Source organism: Thalassovita sp. ABM4_323 (genome assembly GCF_056158665.1).
On sequence record NZ_JBSWTS010000007.1, the window covers coordinates 3,112,014 to 3,125,250 of the forward strand.

Genomic DNA, 13,237 nt, shown 5'->3' on the forward strand with positions numbered 1-13,237 from the left:
CGGTTAGATTTTATTTACGGGTCTCGGCCAGGGTGGTCATGACGGTGTCATACAGCCCCTGCGCGTCGATGCCCTGTTTGGTCATGTCCGCCAGCCACTTTTCACGGATCGGATCAGCGGCCGCGGCGCGGAATTTATCCAGCTCGGCCTCGGAAATCATGACCTTGGCCACGTTTTTCTCGGCCAGTACGGAGTCCCATTTCTCCAGCAGCGCGCCATAGTTGGCCAGGTAATGGTCCAGCGCCTCGTCGATCGAGCCGTCCAGCGCAGCGCGTTCAGAATCCGACAGCGCGTCATAGGCATCGGTATTCACCACAACCGGGCAGTTCACTGTGCCGGGGTTCAGGTTGGCGGTCCACCAGGTGGCCTGATCAATCGTGCGGAAGGCAAAATGGGCATGCTGCGCAAAGGCCACCGTGTCCACCACGCCGCTTTCCATGGCGTTATAGGCCTCGGTCGCGGTCACGGATGTCGGCACGGCGCCGATGGTCTTGAAGGCCTGACCAATACCACCCGTCGCACGCACGCGCATGCCGTTCATCTTGTCCAGAGTATCCCGAGGCTCGCCGGTGCCAACGATGTTATATTGCGGCATGGGCGAGGGCATGAACAGTTTCGCATTCCAGCGCGCCAGGTCCTTTTGAGCAGCCGGATGGGCATAAACCGCGCGGGCCACGGCCACCTCTTCGGCAAGGGTATTCACGCCCAGGAACGGCAGCTCCAGCACGGTAATGGTGGGGTTCTTATCGCGGTGATAGCCCGCACAGAACTGCGCCATTTCAAACGCGCCGATGGAAATCCCGTCCAGGTTTTCCTTGTTTTTGGACAGGCCGCCATAGCTGATATTCAGGGTAAATTCGCCGCCGGTTTTGGCGCTGACCAGCTCGGCCAGTTTTTCAATATGTTCGGTAAAGGCCCGGCGTTTACCCCAGACCGAGACGTTCCATTCCGTCGCCATAAACTCGGTTGCAAAGCCAACAGCAAGCGCCGCCAAAGCGGCCTTGGTCATCAGTTTTTTCATGTTTTTCCTCCCGTACGCGGCACGTTCACCACCGCAACAGGGAAGAGGCTAGTACAGGTGTTTCACCCTGCCAAGGATTTCATGCAAAAAGCAGTTCCGCATACCGGAAAGTGGGTATGCAGAACCGCCCAACAGACAGGAAGACCCCGTAATCTCACGGTATTCCGCAGGGTTACCCCGAGGCCGCCAGCAGTTGCGCGTTCCCTCCGGCGGCTGTTGTGTCGATGCAGATGTGGCGCTCCAGACGGCAGCGCGCAGCCAGATCCTGACCCGAGACCAGGCTGATCAGCGCACCGGGACGGGCCGCAAGCGCCTGCCGCGCGGCGCGGGTATCAGCCTCGTCCGACCACAGCGCCACCAAGGCCAGCGGCGCAAGATGTTCCAACGCGCCGCGCGGCAGCATCCCATCCAAGCCCAGCTCGGGCGACACGCCTGGCGCCACGGCCAGCGCCGGACATCCATTGTCGCGCGCGATCTGCGCCTGCCTGGCCGCGTCCTCGGCCGAGGGCCCCAAACACAGGACAACTCCACGCCCATAGGTCGACAGACGGTTGGATTCCCCGGTCGGACCGGGCAGGTCCTGCGCGCTCAGCTTGGCCGGAATGTGTTCGGCCATGGCTTCGAGCGCGCGCTGCACCCTGGAGACCTCGACCACCGTGCCCGAGCCAGCCGGCTTGGCGATCCGCTCTGTCTGGGTGAACCGGGGCAAATATGCCGGACCACCTGCCTTGGGGCCGGTGCCCGACAGGCCCTCGCCGCCAAAAGGTTGCGAGCCAACAATGGCCCCGATCTGGTTGCGGTTCACATAAAGGTTGCCCACACGAAGCCGGCTGGCGATCTGTTCGACCCGGCTGTCGATCCGTGTATGCAGGCCGAAGGTCAGGCCAAAGCCCGTGTCGTTCACCGCGTCCACCACAGCGTCGATGTCCTGCGCCCTGAAGGTCGCCACATGCAGCACTGGGCCAAAGATTTCACGCTCCAGTGCCGCGATTCCCTCGACGCGGATCACGGTAGGCGCGATGAAATGGCCGGTTTCAGGCGAGGGCAGCTGTTTCAGCACATCGCCACGGTCCCGCGCGGCCGCAATATAGGCTGCGAAATCCGCCTGCGCGCGTGCATCGATCACGGGGCCAACATCGGTCGAATGGCTCCAGGGATTCCCCAGCGCCAATTCGTCCATCGCCCCATACAGCATCGGCAGCAGGGTGTCGGCCACGTCCTCTTGGACATACAGACAGCGCAGGGCCGAGCATCGCTGACCCGCCGACTGAAAGGCCGAGGCCACGATATCACGCACCGCCTGTTCGGGCAGCGCGGTGCTGTCCACGATCATCGCATTCAACCCGCCGGTTTCCGCGATCAGCGGCGCGTCGGGTGCCATCCCCTGCGCCATGGAGCGGTTGATCCGCTGGGCCGTTGCCGTCGAGCCGGTGAAGCACACACCGTTCACCTCCGGGCTGCTGGTCAAGACCGGGCCCAGCACGCCCCCCTGCCCCGGCAGCAGTTGCAAGGCCGCCAGGGGAACGCCCGCCTGATGCAGCATTTGCGTGGCGCGCCAGGCGATCAGGCTGGTGGCCTCGGCCGGTTTGGCCAGCACCGCATTGCCCGCCGCCAGGGCCGCCGCGATCTGACCGGTAAAAATGGCCAGCGGGAAGTTCCAGGGCGAGATACAGGTGAAAACGCCCCGTGCCGGAGCTTCGAGCTTCGCGGCCTGCGCTGCATAATAGCGCAGGAAATCCACGGCTTCGCGCAGCTCTCCGATCGCGTCATTGGGGGTCTTGCCCGCCTCACGCGCCAGCAGGGCAAAAAGCTCGCCGAAATTGGCCTCATAAAGGTCCGCTGCCCGGTTCAGCGCCGCCGCGCGCTCTGCTACCGGGACCTCCCAGGGGCGCGCATCTGCGATGGCCTGCGCGGCCGCGTCAGCTGTGGCCTCTGACAGATCCCCCACGATATCAGAGGCTTGCGCAGGGTTCTGCACCTGGCGCGTGTCGCCCGCGCTGGCATCGGACACCGTCAGGGGGCTGCCCCGCCACTGCGCGGTATTGAAAGGCGCGCGCGTGGTTTCGATCTGGGCCAGATCCCGCAGATCATGCAGATCCCATCCCTGCGAATTTGGGCGCTCGGGCGCAAACAAATCTGCGGGCGCGTGCACACCGGGGGCGGGCCCATTGCCCAACGACTCGAGCGCGTCAAAGGGATCAGCGACCACGGTTTCAGGGGCAACATCCGGGTCCACGATCTGGTTCACAAAAGACGAATTCGCCCCGTTCTCTAACAAGCGGCGCACCAGATAGGCCAGCAAATCGCGATGCGCCCCCACCGGCGCATAGATCCGGCACCGGGTGCCGTTTTGCTGTTTGACCAGCTCATGCAGCCCTTCGCCCATGCCGTGCAGCCGCTGGAATTCATAGGTTTGCGGGTCATGCGCCATTTGCAGTATGGTGGCGATCGAGTGCGCATTATGGGTGGCGAATTGCGGATAGATGCGGTCAGTCATTTGCAACAGCTTGGCCGCGCAACACAGATAGGACACATCTGTCGCGGGTTTGCGGGTGAAGACGGGAAAACTGCCCAGACCTTCGACCTGCGCTCGCTTGATTTCGGTGTCCCAATAGGCGCCTTTCACCAGGCGGACCATGATTTTGCGGTCCAGCTGTTGGGCCAGGCCATACAGCCAGTCCAGCGTCGCGCCCGCGCGTTTGCCATAGGCCTGCACCACCACGCCGAATCCATCCCACCCGGCCAGGCGTGGATCTGAGAGGACGGCCTCGATCACATCCAGCGACAGATCCAGCCGGTCGGCCTCTTCTGCGTCGATGTTCAGGCCCATGCCGGCCTGTTTCGCGGCCAGGGCCAGGTCCAGGGTCGCCGGGACCAGTTCGGCCATCACCCGGTCCGCCTGCCCCACCTCATAGCGCGGATGCAGCGCCGACAGCTTGATCGAGATGCCGGGGTTCTGGCGAATGTCCTGCGCGCCACTTTCGCGGCCCAGACGGGTGATGGCCTCCAGATAGGCCGCGTGGTACTTGTCGGCGTCCCGCGCGGTCAGGGCGGCCTCGCCCAGCATGTCATAGGAGAACGTATAGCCCTGTTTGGCGCGGGATTTGCCGCGTTTCAGGGCCTCGTCAATGGTTTGACCCAGCACGAATTGCGCCCCCAGTTCCTTCATCGCGCGGGCAACAGCCGAGCGGATCACCGGTTCGCCCAGACGTTTGATCGCCCCGTGCAAAGTGGCGGCGATGCCAGGCTGTTCGTCCTCTTTCAGGACTTTGCCGGTCAGCATCAGCGCCCAGGTCGACGCGTTGACCAGCGACGAGGACGACTGCCCCAAATGCGCCCCCCATTCCGAGGGAGCGATCTTGTCCTCGATCAGTTCGTCAATGGTTTCGCGGTCGGGCACGCGCAGCAGGGCCTCGGCCAGACACATCAGGGCGATGCCCTCGTTGGTGGACAGCCCGTATTCGGACAGAAACACCTCCATCAGGCCCATATCCCCATCCGCGCGCAGATTACGCACCAACAAAGTGGCCTGCGCAAAGGCGGTCTGGCGCAACGATCTGGAGGGCCCATGCTGGGCGATCAAATCCGACAGAACCTGGGTTTCGGGGGCATGATGCTGCTTTCTCAGCGCCGTACGGAACCGGGTCACCGACGGGGTGTCGGCGGTGAAATCTTTGGCAGCGATATTCGACGCGCACATAATTGGCAGCTCCCTTGCTGATGATGACTTGACCCCAGACTAGCAAATCACGCAAAGTCGATTTGCCTAAAAATACGAAAATCAAGGCCGTATCACCTGTAGTTTGACAATATTTCAGGACCATCGAATGCCAAAAATAGAATTCAACGACGATTTGGATCGCATCGATTTGAAGATTTTAAAGGTTCTGTCGGTGGACGGACGTATCCCTGTGACCGAATTGGCGAAACAGGTCGGCCTGTCCAAAAGCCCCTGTCAGGTGCGGCTGAAACGCCTGCAAGAGGATGGCTTCATCCAAGGGTTCCGCGCGGTTCTGAATGCGCAAAAGCTGGGCCTTGAACACGTGGCCTTCGCCGAGGTCAAATTGAAGGACACGACAGAAATGGCACTGGGGGCCTTTAACGACGCCGTTCAGGACGTCCCGGAAATCGAGCAATGCCACATGATCGCGGGCTCGTTTGATTACCTGCTGAAGATCCGCACCAGCGACATTCAAAGCTATCGGCGCGTGCTGGGCGAGGTGATCTCGGCGCTGCCCTTTGTGGGGTCGACCTCGACCCATGTGTCCATGCAATCGGTGAAAGATACAGCCCTGTAAGGGCTTGGCCATTGGGCACGGCGCGCCTATAAGAGCCGCGACAGATTTGGAGAGCGATATGCGCACAGCCACGATCACCCGCAAGACGGCCGAGACGGATATCTCCGTCACGGTGAACCTGGATGGCACCGGGGCCTATGACAACCAGACCGGCGTCGGGTTCTTTGACCACATGCTGGACCAGTTGGCGCGTCACTCTTTGATCGATTTCACCATCCGCGCGAAAGGTGATTATCACATTGATGATCACCACACCGTCGAGGATACGGGCATTGCCCTGGGTCAGGCCTTGGCGCAGGCCTTGGGTGATAAAAAGGGCATTCGGCGCTATGGCGAATGTCACTTGCCGATGGATGATGCCCAGGTGCGTTGCGCGCTGGACCTGTCGGCGCGCCCCTACCTGATCTGGAACGTGGAATTCGCAGCCCCCAAGATCGGCACGTTTGACACCGAATTGGTGCGCGAGTTTTTCCAGGCCTTCAGCACCCACGGCGGGATCACCCTGCACGTGGACCAGTTGCATGGCTTTAACGCCCACCACGTGGCCGAGGCGGCGTTCAAGGCCGTGGCCCGCGCCCTGCGCATCGCGGTCGAAACTGACCCGCGCAAGGCCGATGCCATCCCCTCGACCAAGGGAGCGCTGTAAATGACCACAGTCATTGTGGATTACGAGAGCGGGAACCTGCACTCGGCCGAGAAGGCATTCCAACGGATGGCGAACGAAACCGGCGCGGGCGAGGTCATCGTGACCTCGGACCCCGAGGTGATCCGCCGCGCCGATCGCATCGTGCTGCCTGGTGACGGGGCGTTTCCTGCGTGCCGCGAGGCCCTGTTCGACCATCGCGGCGTGTTCGAAGCCATGGAAGAGGTTGTGACCCGTCAGGGCAAACCCTTTCTGGGGATTTGCATCGGGATGCAGATGCTGGCGACCCGCGGGTTGGAATATACCGAAACGCCCGGCTTTGACTGGATTGGCGGGGACGTGGACAAGATCACGCCCTCTGATGACAGCCTGAAAGTGCCACATATGGGCTGGAACGATCTGCTGATCGACACGCCGCACCCGGTGTTTGATGGGATCGAGACGGGCAATCACGCCTATTTCGTGCACTCGTACCACTTTAAGGTGGCCGATCCGGCGCATCTGTTGGCGCATGTGGATTACGCCGGCAAGATCACCGCCATCGTCGGGCGCGACAATCTGGTGGGGATGCAATTCCACCCCGAGAAAAGCCAGAAAACCGGCCTGCACATGATCGCGAACTTCCTGAACTGGGCGCCTTAATGCGCCACCCGCGTCCAGGTCTGGTTTTGACAAATCGGACCGATGCAGCCGCTGACGATCAAGTTGTCCTGCTCCACGCGCAGCCTGGCCTTGAAGGTCATGTCGCGCAGGGGCAGCCAGCCAGTGCCGCGATATTCTGCGCCTGACACAGGCTGCACATCCCAGAAAATCCGCCGCCCCACATTGGGCGTGCTCACCAAGACCCCCTGCTGGTCAAACGCGCGGATGATCGTGCCGCAAAGCGCCGCCCCACAGGGTTCGGCGCGCACATGCGCAACCTGCCCTTTGGCATCGGGCTTGGTCAGCCACAGACCGACCAAGGGCTCGGCCACCGCCGGCGAGGCAAACAAGATCATCCAAATCACGTAGAAAAAGCGCCGCATGACATTTGTCCTTGGGGGTCCTTGGAACTGTCTTACGGCGATTATCCTAGCACAGTTTGGGGGATTCAGTATGACGGAACGGTGAAATCTGGCCCGGCTTGGCCCCGGTTGCCATTAATTCACGCGACTCCAGGTCTGTTTCTTGCAGATCGGGCCAATGCAGCCTTTGACCTTCAGCGTGTTGCCGGACATGTCCATCTTTGAGCTATAGATCTTATCCTTGGACGGCTGCCAGATTTTCCCGTCGCGATAGGCACCGCCCCCTTTGGGCTCCATATCCCACACCAGTTGCTTGCCAATATTGGGCGAGCTGTATTCCCCGCTCGCATTGAACGTCCGCGAGATCACGCCGCATATCTTGGCACCGCAGGTCGACATGGTGACATGGGCATAGGCCCCGTCATCCACTTGGGTTTTCCACACACCCAGCACCGGATCAGCCAGCGCAGCGCCCGACATCAGAACCGAGGCCACAGCGGCCAGAACATATGTTTTCATCAGATTTCCTCCCTGAGTGTTGCCCTGATCCTGACCCGCACAGGCGATTCCGATCAAGCCTGACATGACGGAAGCCCTGACAAAGCGGCGGAAAGTTGCAATTCCCCGCTGCTCGTGCAAAACCGCGCGCAGCATAGTGACAGAAAGGCCCGGACCATGATCCTCTATCCCGCGATTGACCTGAAGGACGGCAACGCCGTGCGCCTGTACAAAGGCGAGATGGAGAAGGCCACGGTCTTCAACGAAAACCCCGCCGCGCAAGCGCTGGAGTTCGTGAATGCAGGCTGCGAATGGCTGCACCTGGTGGATCTGAACGGCGCTTTTGCAGGCGAACCCGTGAACGCCAAACCGGTCGAAGAAATCCTGGCCCAAACCAAGGTTCCAGCCCAATTGGGCGGCGGCATCCGCGACATGGCCACGATCGAACGCTGGCTGTCCAAGGGCTTGCAGCGCGTGATTCTGGGCACCGTGGCGGTGGAAAACCCCGATCTGGTGCGCGAAGCCTGCAAAGAATTCCCCGGCCACGTGGCCGTGGGCATTGACGCACGCAATGGCATGGTCGCCACCAAGGGCTGGGCCGAGGAAACCAATGTCAACGCCACCGATCTGGCCAAGTCCTTCGAGGACGCAGGCGTCGCGGCCATCATCTACACCGACATCAACCGCGACGGCGCCATGCAAGGCCCCAACGTGGCCGAAACCGCAGCCCTGGCCAATGCGGTCTCGATCCCCGTGATTGCCAGTGGGGGCGTTTCCTCGCTGGAGGATCTGCGTAACCTGAAATCCTGCGGCGCGCCTCTGAACGGCGCCATCTCGGGCCGCGCGCTGTATGATGGCGCGATCGACCTGGCCGAGGCTTTGGCGCTGCTCAAGGCCTAAACGGGGCACCGTGATTGGGCGGCCAGGCCACAAGCCGCCCCTCGCACTGCGTCACCCTGCCCCTTGCGTCAAACTAAACCAGTTGGTTTAGATATGGGCAGACCCCAACAACCCCATGACGCCCCCCAATGACTGCCTCCATGACGCCCAAGCCCCAAGTCAGTACCAGTACCCTGCCCGATCACGCGCATTTATGGACCCATTTCGCCCCGGGTGATTTCATCGATTGCTACAGCTGCCGCAGCGAAATGGATTTGGACTCGGCCCTGGAAACCGCGCTTAAGATGCCCGGTTGGGCCAGTGCTCTGCTGAAGTTGCGCAACACCCTGGTCGCGCCGCTGGGCCTGAAAACCGGCACCACCGAGGACACAGAGATTTTTCCGATCACCCATCGCTCGGAGTCCGAGCTGAACCTGGGGATCGATGACAATCACCTGAATTTCCGCATCGCGCTGTTGCGCGATCAGGGGCATATCTACATGGCGACCTGGGTGCATCGCAATAACCTGCTGGGGCGGATTTATCTGGCCGTAGTCATGCCCTTTCACATCCTGATCTCACGCAACGCCCTGCGCCAGGTGGCCCGTGCCAGCCGCCAGCTGCAACAGAACGGCTGATTTCCGGCTGCCGCATTGCCTCTGCGCTGGAACTGCCCTAAACCGCAGGGGAACCGCAAAAGAGGCCTTGGATGCTGAAAACCCGTATCATCCCCTGCCTGGACGTCGCCGATGGGCGCGTCGTCAAGGGCGTGAACTTTGTTGATCTGGTCGATGCCGGCGATCCTGTGGAATTGGCCAAGGCCTACGACGCCGCCGGCGCAGACGAGATCTGTTTTCTGGACATCCACGCCACCCACGAAAACCGCGGCACCATGTTTGATGTGGTCCAGCGCACGGCCGAGCAATGCTATGTCCCCCTGACCGTGGGCGGCGGCGTGCGCACCGTGCAGGACGTGCGCAACCTGCTTTTGGCGGGCGCGGACAAGGTCAGCTTCAACTCGGCCGCTGTCGCCAACCCCGATGTGGTGGCCGAGGCCGCCGATCAGTTCGGCAGCCAGTGTATCGTTGTGGCCATCGACGCGAAAACCGTGGAAACCGATGCCGACGGCAACGGCATCCGCTGGGAGATTTTCACCCATGGCGGCCGCAAACCCACCGGCATCGACGCCGTGGAATTTGCCATTCTGGTCGCTGAAAAAGGTGCTGGGGAAATCCTGCTGACCTCGATGGATCGCGATGGCACCCGCGCCGGGTTCAACCTGCCGCTGACCCGCGCCATCTCGGATGCGGTGGACATCCCCGTAATCGCCTCGGGCGGTGTGGGTACTCTGGATCACCTGGTCGAGGGCGTCACAAACGGCGGCGCCAGCGCTGTTCTGGCCGCCTCGATCTTTCACTTCGGTGATTACACCATCCGCGAGGCCAAGGACCACATGGCGAACGCGGGCATCCCCATGAGGATCGAATGACACTCGACGACCTGGCCCAAACCGTTGCTGCCCGCGCGGCGGCTGATCCTGGCTCCAGCTGGACAGCCAAACTGCTGTCCAAAGGCCCCGAAAAATGCGCCGAGAAATTCGGCGAAGAAGCCATCGAGGCCATCATCGAAGCCATCAAGGGCGACAAGGAACGCCTGACTTCCGAGGCCGCCGATGTTCTGTTTCACCTGCTGGTGATGCTGCAATCGCGCGACGTGCCCCTGTCAGATGTGATGGACGAACTGGCCCGCCGTCAGGGCACCTCGGGCATCGCTGAAAAGGCCGCGCGCAAGTAATCGCCGCCTCCTTGGCACGGTCAAAGGCACAGTCAAAACAACCCAAAACACGTATCACAATATCGCCATACTACCTGCACGCTTCTGCCCTTTCCGTTAGGTAAAGTTTTACTCAACAGGAAATGGGAAACGCAGGAGAAACTGCTAGGCGAGAAATGCAATGCGTAGAGGATTCGTAAAGGAAGACGATGGAAGTGTCGGTGCTGACTGGGTCGTTTTAACAGCCGGACTGGTTGGCTTGGCAGTGGCTGTTGCATCATCCGTTGAAACCAGCGTCTCAGGACTGTCAAACGAGCTGACCACAGCCATGGCCTCGGCCGGTCAAACCAGCGGATCCACTGGCAGCTCGGGAACCGGCGGCGGCAGCGGAAGCGGCGCAACTGGAAGCGGCGAAGGCAGTGGCAGCGGCGCCTCGGGAACCGGCAATGGTGGCGGTGGGAAAGCCGGCAAAGGCAAAAAGGGCGGCAAAGGCAAGAAAGGCGGTAAGGGTAAGAAAGGTGGCAAGGGTAAAAAAGGCGGCAAAGGTGGCCGCAAATAACCGCCTCACAGCTTAGATGAAATCACCCCGGTCGCGAATCCGCCCATGCGCAACTCGCCAAACAAGCGCTGGTATTCGATCTTGGGACAGCGGTTCATGATCACATCCACACCACGCGCACGCGCCTTTTCGGCAGCCTGTGCATGCTCGACACCGATTTGCATCCAGATGGTCTGAAGCTTGGGGAAAGCCTCTAACGCCTCGTCCACGATGGGTGGCACGGCCTCGGAGCGGCGGAAAATGTCCACCATATCGACCCCACCCTGAATGTCTGACAGGCTGGCCACGACCTCTTGGCCAAACAACCGTTTGCCTGCATGTCCCGGGTTCACTGGGATCACGGTATAGCCCTTCAAACCCAGATAGCGTGCCACATAATAGGACGGCCGCACCGGGTTCATCGAAACACCCACAACAGCCACACGGCGCGTGCGTTTCAGAATTGTTTTCAGATGATCGTCACTGTAGGTCTCGCTCATACCCAAGCGTTAACGTGCCGCGCCTGCCCTGCCTAGGGTTTCGTTGGGTGCGGACAAAAAAACACCCCGGGGTCAGCCCGGGGTGCAAGTCGCGGAACGAGGGACAGTGAATGAGCCACGGGGGTTCCGACCCCATGCTCCTGCACCTCTAGATAGGGACGCATGATCAGTTTAAAAGAGCCTGTAAAGAAGTCGTGAACATCCCGTTAACAATGACAGCACGAGGCACAAAATCTAGCACCCAAGCCTATCCACGAGCTGCATACAGCGCCACGGCCGCCGCGTTGGACACGTTCAGCGACCCAAATCCGCCCGCAAAATCAATGCGAACCAGCGCATCACAGGTTTCGCGGGTTTTCTGGCGCAGGCCCGGCCCCTCGGCCCCCAGCACCAGGGCAACGGGACGGTCTCGTTTGCCCTCTAGCGCCTCTTCGATGGTCTGCTCGGCCTCGCCAGCCAGGCCCAGAACGATATAGCCCATCTTTTGCAGGGCCACGATTCCATCCGCCAGATTGCGAATCCGCAGATAGGGCTGGCGTTCCAGCGCACCGCTGGCGGTTTTGGCCAATGCGCCGGTTTCGGGCGCCGAGTGATGCCGCGTACCGATCACAGCGCAGGCCCCAAACACCTCGGCCGAGCGCAGAATCGCGCCCACGTTATGCGGGTCTGTCACCTTGTCCAGCAGCACAACGCGCGGAGGCAAATCAGGCTTACCAACACAGACATCCTCCATCCGGCCCCATTCCAGCGGCTTCACCTCCAGCGCTGCGCCCTGGTGCACCGAGTTCGGATCCAGCGGCACGTTGAATTTGCGCGGATCCACCACCTCTGGGGTCATGCCGCTGGCGGCGATGGCCTCGGCCAGCTTGTCATGGGCGTTTTTCGTCACCACCAGGCGCAGGCGCTGACGATTGGGGTTTTGCAGCGCATCCCGCACCGCATGCAGGCCAAACATCCACACGGTTTCAGCCGCGGATGCCTTTTTCGCCTGCTCTTTTTCGACGACCCATTTGGGTTTTTTCATCGCCCTTACCCCTTGATTTCATGCTTGGGGCGTTAATGCGCTTCCTCCCGGTCAATCGCAAGGAAATTTCCTGTTGACGCCCCTGCGCGACGCTTGTAATCACCCCACACGTTCCAAGGCGACGCCTTGGACACGGGCGACGGGCTGCAAGGTGCGGCAGCGGACTGTAACTCCGCCGAGGAGACTCATGCCTGGTTCGATTCCAGGGTCGCCCACCATAAAACTAAATTTCCCTTGTTTTTTGATGGTGGGGTGTCCCGCAGAGTTTGAAATCGGGGCAAATGAATTCAAACACTTAGAAACCGAGTGTCCCGCAATTCAGCGGATCGCGCCGAGTATCGCGCGCAGCAACTCCGAGTTGTAGAATCACTTCTGCGGCACGGGTCCACCAAATTTAAATCTATGTGAGAAACCCTGGCTCCATGGTCAGCGTAGTTCTCTTTCTGGCGGCCGTCACCGTTACCGACGGCGACACCCTTCGCAGTGAGGATCTGCGGGTTCGCCTATGGGGAATCAACGCGCCCGAATTGAAGGCCGAAGGCGGACCAGCGTCGAATGAGGCTCTGGTCTAGCTGGTCGATGGACAGCCGCTTGTCTGCGATGTGGTGGATGTGGGACGCTACGGGCTCCTGGTCGCGCGTTGCCGTCTTCCCGGAGGTGCGGATCTGGCCTGTGAATTGGTTCGGGCCGGCAAGGCGGTGGATTGGCCGAAGTACAGCGGCGGGGCTTATGCAGGATGTATGAAGTAACTGCGCCAGGAAGGGCGGTTTCCGGACCTTAGCTGCCTCTGCGAAGGTTCTGGGCGAAAAATGCAAAAGCGGACATTCCAACCTTGGCGGACCGATACCCACATGCTGCGCCGCGCGCCAATGACAGCTATGCGCAGATAGCGACCTTTGCAAAGTCACGCGCTCGGCCCTTAGCTGCCGTTCGACTGAGCAATAATCCAGCCCCCCAACTTCCCGAAAGCGGACGCTCGTGCGACCGCAGCATTTGGGATGGTCCAGATGGCCGCACTGCGGACATTTGCTGACTTTCGCTGCGTAATCACCAATGGCG

14 protein-coding genes and 1 tRNA gene are annotated in these 13,237 nt (G+C 61.0%); 9 read left to right on the plus strand and 6 right to left on the minus strand.

The features are described 5' to 3' along the window. Positions 1-10 precede the first annotated feature (10 nt). Both ACXADQ_RS17860 and putA read right to left on the minus strand, forming a co-directional pair. Positions 11-1,021 carry a C4-dicarboxylate TRAP transporter substrate-binding protein gene (locus tag ACXADQ_RS17860; protein ID WP_475324226.1) on the minus strand — a complete coding sequence of 337 codons (1,011 nt, stop codon included), beginning with the start codon at positions 1,019-1,021 and terminating at the stop codon, positions 11-13. 172 nt (positions 1,022-1,193) lie between these two features. Beyond that, the gene (putA, locus tag ACXADQ_RS17865; RefSeq protein ID WP_475324229.1) at positions 1,194-4,721 is read right to left on the minus strand and encodes a bifunctional proline dehydrogenase/L-glutamate gamma-semialdehyde dehydrogenase PutA; all 3,528 of its coding nucleotides are present in this window, start codon (positions 4,719-4,721) and stop codon (positions 1,194-1,196) included. A gap of 127 nt (positions 4,722-4,848) precedes the next feature. On the opposite strand from putA, the gene ACXADQ_RS17870 reads away from it, so the two are divergent. From ACXADQ_RS17870 to hisH, 3 genes are read left to right on the plus strand one after another with little or no spacing between them, the layout of a single operon-like run. Continuing rightward, positions 4,849-5,319 carry an Lrp/AsnC family transcriptional regulator gene (locus tag ACXADQ_RS17870; protein WP_475324233.1) on the plus strand — a complete coding sequence of 157 codons (471 nt, stop codon included), beginning with the start codon at positions 4,849-4,851 and terminating at the stop codon, positions 5,317-5,319. A gap of 58 nt (positions 5,320-5,377) precedes the next feature. After that, positions 5,378-5,965: an imidazoleglycerol-phosphate dehydratase HisB gene (gene hisB, locus ACXADQ_RS17875; protein ID WP_475324237.1), complete on the plus strand. Its 588-nt coding sequence runs from the start codon at positions 5,378-5,380 to the stop codon at positions 5,963-5,965. Next, entirely contained in the window at positions 5,966-6,604 is a 639-nt protein-coding gene (hisH, locus tag ACXADQ_RS17880; RefSeq protein ID WP_475324240.1) for an imidazole glycerol phosphate synthase subunit HisH, read from the plus strand. It begins immediately after the preceding gene. Here the strand turns inward: hisH and ACXADQ_RS17885 are convergent. Both ACXADQ_RS17885 and ACXADQ_RS17890 read right to left on the minus strand, forming a co-directional pair. Then, positions 6,601-6,987: a DUF2147 domain-containing protein gene (locus ACXADQ_RS17885; RefSeq protein WP_475324243.1), complete on the minus strand. Its 387-nt coding sequence runs from the start codon at positions 6,985-6,987 to the stop codon at positions 6,601-6,603. The genes hisH and ACXADQ_RS17885 overlap by 4 nt on opposite strands. 114 nt (positions 6,988-7,101) lie before the next feature. Then, positions 7,102-7,485 (minus strand): DUF2147 domain-containing protein, encoded by a 384-nt coding sequence (locus tag ACXADQ_RS17890; protein WP_475324248.1) that lies wholly within the window; start codon positions 7,483-7,485, stop codon positions 7,102-7,104. Positions 7,486-7,641: 156 nt separating this feature from the next. Between ACXADQ_RS17890 and hisA the strand changes: the two genes are divergently transcribed. The 5 genes from hisA (at position 7,642) to ACXADQ_RS17915 (ending at position 10,675) form a co-directional block, all read left to right on the plus strand. After that, on the plus strand, positions 7,642-8,364 hold the full coding sequence (gene hisA / locus ACXADQ_RS17895) for a 1-(5-phosphoribosyl)-5-[(5-phosphoribosylamino)methylideneamino]imidazole-4-carboxamide isomerase (protein WP_475324251.1): 723 nt from the start codon (positions 7,642-7,644) through the stop codon (positions 8,362-8,364). A 128-nt stretch (positions 8,365-8,492) separates the two neighbouring features. After that, complete coding sequence (locus ACXADQ_RS17900) at positions 8,493-8,981, plus strand: DUF2867 domain-containing protein (protein WP_475324255.1); 489 nt, start codon at positions 8,493-8,495, stop codon at positions 8,979-8,981. 71 nt (positions 8,982-9,052) lie between these two features. Further along, on the plus strand, positions 9,053-9,832 hold the full coding sequence (gene hisF, locus ACXADQ_RS17905) for an imidazole glycerol phosphate synthase subunit HisF (RefSeq protein ID WP_475324258.1): 780 nt from the start codon (positions 9,053-9,055) through the stop codon (positions 9,830-9,832). After that, entirely contained in the window at positions 9,829-10,137 is a 309-nt protein-coding gene (locus ACXADQ_RS17910) for a phosphoribosyl-ATP diphosphatase (RefSeq protein ID WP_475324260.1), read from the plus strand. The genes hisF and ACXADQ_RS17910 overlap by 4 nt, the downstream gene beginning before the upstream one ends. Positions 10,138-10,297: 160 nt before the next feature. After that, on the plus strand, positions 10,298-10,675 hold the full coding sequence (locus tag ACXADQ_RS17915) for a hypothetical protein (RefSeq protein ID WP_475324263.1): 378 nt from the start codon (positions 10,298-10,300) through the stop codon (positions 10,673-10,675). Between the two features lie 5 nt (positions 10,676-10,680). Here ACXADQ_RS17915 and ACXADQ_RS17920 read toward each other — a convergent pair whose 3' ends face one another. Continuing rightward, on the minus strand, positions 10,681-11,154 hold the full coding sequence (locus tag ACXADQ_RS17920) for a CoA-binding protein (RefSeq protein ID WP_475324266.1): 474 nt from the start codon (positions 11,152-11,154) through the stop codon (positions 10,681-10,683). Positions 11,155-11,401: 247 nt separating this feature from the next. Beyond that, a complete protein-coding gene (gene rlmB / locus ACXADQ_RS17925; RefSeq protein ID WP_475324269.1) occupies positions 11,402-12,178 on the minus strand; it encodes a 23S rRNA (guanosine(2251)-2'-O)-methyltransferase RlmB in 777 nt (258 codons plus the stop codon). 134 nt (positions 12,179-12,312) lie between these two features. On the opposite strand from rlmB, the gene ACXADQ_RS17930 reads away from it, so the two are divergent. After that, positions 12,313-12,396 (plus strand) — tRNA-Tyr (locus ACXADQ_RS17930). Positions 12,397-13,237: the final 841 nt, after the last annotated feature.

Excerpts from the sequence above, each read along its gene's own strand:
- ACXADQ_RS17860 (WP_475324226.1), bottom strand. The coding sequence starts at position 1,021 with ATGAAAAAACTGATGACCAAGGCCGCTTTGGCGGCGCTTGCTGTTGGC.
- putA (WP_475324229.1), bottom strand. The coding sequence starts at position 4,721 with ATGTGCGCGTCGAATATCGCTGCCAAAGATTTCACCGCCGACACCCCG.
- ACXADQ_RS17870 (WP_475324233.1), top strand. The coding sequence starts at position 4,849 with ATGCCAAAAATAGAATTCAACGACGATTTGGATCGCATCGATTTGAAG.
- hisB (WP_475324237.1), top strand. The coding sequence starts at position 5,378 with ATGCGCACAGCCACGATCACCCGCAAGACGGCCGAGACGGATATCTCC.
- hisH (WP_475324240.1), top strand. The coding sequence starts at position 5,966 with ATGACCACAGTCATTGTGGATTACGAGAGCGGGAACCTGCACTCGGCC.
- ACXADQ_RS17885 (WP_475324243.1), bottom strand. The coding sequence starts at position 6,987 with ATGCGGCGCTTTTTCTACGTGATTTGGATGATCTTGTTTGCCTCGCCG.
- ACXADQ_RS17890 (WP_475324248.1), bottom strand. The coding sequence starts at position 7,485 with ATGAAAACATATGTTCTGGCCGCTGTGGCCTCGGTTCTGATGTCGGGC.
- hisA (WP_475324251.1), top strand. The coding sequence starts at position 7,642 with ATGATCCTCTATCCCGCGATTGACCTGAAGGACGGCAACGCCGTGCGC.
- ACXADQ_RS17900 (WP_475324255.1), top strand. The coding sequence starts at position 8,493 with ATGACTGCCTCCATGACGCCCAAGCCCCAAGTCAGTACCAGTACCCTG.
- hisF (WP_475324258.1), top strand. The coding sequence starts at position 9,053 with ATGCTGAAAACCCGTATCATCCCCTGCCTGGACGTCGCCGATGGGCGC.
- ACXADQ_RS17910 (WP_475324260.1), top strand. The coding sequence starts at position 9,829 with ATGACACTCGACGACCTGGCCCAAACCGTTGCTGCCCGCGCGGCGGCT.
- ACXADQ_RS17915 (WP_475324263.1), top strand. The coding sequence starts at position 10,298 with ATGCGTAGAGGATTCGTAAAGGAAGACGATGGAAGTGTCGGTGCTGAC.
- ACXADQ_RS17920 (WP_475324266.1), bottom strand. The coding sequence starts at position 11,154 with ATGAGCGAGACCTACAGTGACGATCATCTGAAAACAATTCTGAAACGC.
- rlmB (WP_475324269.1), bottom strand. The coding sequence starts at position 12,178 with ATGAAAAAACCCAAATGGGTCGTCGAAAAAGAGCAGGCGAAAAAGGCA.